Here is a 2,042-nt window from a genome sequence, read left to right as displayed (position 1 = left end):
CTTTTCGAGAGTCGTATCATTTCCCGCATAGCTTCCTCATAGTACCCAATATGCTCAAGCATTGATGAGGAATAAACAATGTCAAAGGAATCCCCGCCAATCATGGAGCTGTCGCAAATACCAAGATTGAAATATCGATGCTCTGGGTATTTCATCATGGCAAATGCAATGGCCGTTTCGGAGATATCAAGACCGTAATACTCAAAACCGTTATTTTGAAAGTGAGGGATATTCCAGCCGGTTCCACAGGCCACTTCCAGAACGGTAGTGAACTGGCGTTCGCGCATTTCTTGGATGAGTCCGGTATGTGCCTTAACGTGCATCTCATGCATCACTCGATACCGAGAATCTAAACCTTCCAGATCATGTGGAGAATAGCGCATACCGTTAAGTGGGAAATATCGATAGAAATGAAGCCTTTCATTGCAGATCCGTAACGCCTTGCTGATGATGCGGACCATCTTTGGACTGATCATTTTGCTCATCCCAATCTCAAGAATCCTGTTATAGACATGCCGAATTTCTCACGAGTTGAAAATTCCCATTACAGTAATAGGTCCATCAACCGTTACAAGTAGTGCTTTCTCAGAATCCAAGCTTCGCCTGTTCCGGTCTTCTCCTTCCCTCCGAGCGACGCACTGTCTGATGATCTCCTCTGTCATCCCAACCGCGACGCGCCTGGATCAGATGAGGACACCGAACCTGTTTTCTTCTCAACCCGGATCCTCCCTATACCAACGAATGATCCGTACTATAGCATCCCTAAGACTTCTTAGAACATTGGCGCGTCTTTATGAAAGTAGTTGCTTCTCGATGTGTTCGTTGACGGAGAAGCTTAGTTCCAGGATCTGCTAATTTCTAGTGGTGATGGTGATAATCTTCGACGATGACGAGATCCTTCTCTGTAATGACAAGGTCTTTGCCGTAGACCTGGTGGAGGATGTCGGGTTTTAGAACGTCGGCGGGGGGACCAGCGGCGAAGAGCCTGGTTTTGAGGAGCACCAATCGATCCACCCGAGAGCGGATCATATTAATATCGTGGGTAATCAGCAGGACAGTCAATTTGAGCTCATCATGAAGGTGCTGCACGAGCTCAATGACATTGTGTTGGGCGGTGATATCCAGCCCGGTGGTCGGTTCATCCAGTATCAGGACCTTGGGTTGCTGGGCCAGGGCCCTGGCGATAAAGACGCGCTGCTGTTGGCCGCCGGACAGCTGACCCAGGGCATCATCCTTGTGAGAATCCATTCCCACCTGAGTCAGGGCTTCCAATGCTATGTCATGATCCTTCCTCACTGGACGCTTGAACAGGCCCAGTGCTCCGTAACGACCCATCATCACTGTTTCCAGGACCGTCACCGGAAAATTCCTATCAACGGCTCCTTTCTGGGGGAGATAGCCTATCTTGGCGCGATGGTAGCAGCGGAGTTTGTCGCAGGCACAATCGAAGATATGGAGGTGACCCTCGACGGGAGCGAGGAGGCCCAGTACGGCACGGCACAGCGTCGTTTTACCTGATCCGTTGGGGCCGATGACTCCGACAAACTCCCCTTCGTAGATGGATAGCGAGATATCCTGGAGTGCAATGAGCCCGGGAAATCCGAAGGAGGCATGATCAAAACGAATGATCGGCTCGCGGGGGGCAGACACGGAATCCGAAGCTCCTTCCGGCAGTTAGATGAGAAAAGGTTACGAGGTCTTTTCCAATGCACCGGCTAATTGGAGCACATTATAGCGGAGCATGTCGAGGTAGGTCTCAGTTCCTGATAAACCGCCCGGCATCGTCGTCAAGACGACGACATGGGCCTTGGTTTCTCTTGCCAGCAGCTCAGGAAGCCGTTGGCTGAGTTGAACCTCGGATACGATCACCTTGACCTTCTCCTTTCTAATTTTCTCGATAAGGGACTGGAGGTGAAGGGCGGATGGTTCTGTCCCGGTTTGCAGATGAATCGTGCCGACAATGTCGAGGCTGAATCGCTTCGCCAAATAGGGCCAAGCCGGATGGTGGGCGATGAAACGCCGGTCGGAGAGTCGCTGAGTGC

3 protein-coding genes are annotated in these 2,042 nt (G+C 51.2%); all 3 read right to left on the bottom strand.

All coding sequences use genetic code 11. The annotated features are described in order from the left end of the window. Positions 1-485, bottom strand: a 485-nt coding sequence (locus ACOSYY_RS19985) for a class I SAM-dependent methyltransferase (RefSeq protein WP_421664717.1), incomplete at its 3' end; no start/stop codon positions are given. Positions 486-858: 373 nt separating this feature from the next. Further along, positions 859-1,650, bottom strand: coding sequence for a metal ABC transporter ATP-binding protein (locus tag ACOSYY_RS19980; RefSeq protein WP_421664716.1), 792 nt, complete (start codon positions 1,648-1,650; stop codon positions 859-861). A gap of 39 nt (positions 1,651-1,689) precedes the next feature. Next, positions 1,690-2,042 (bottom strand): metal ABC transporter substrate-binding protein (locus ACOSYY_RS19975; protein ID WP_421664715.1); only part of this gene is annotated, 353 nt, incomplete at its 5' end.

The sequence above is a fragment of the Nitrospira sp. BLG_2 genome (assembly GCF_049222245.1).
This window is presented reverse-complemented; position numbering and strand designations above follow the sequence as displayed.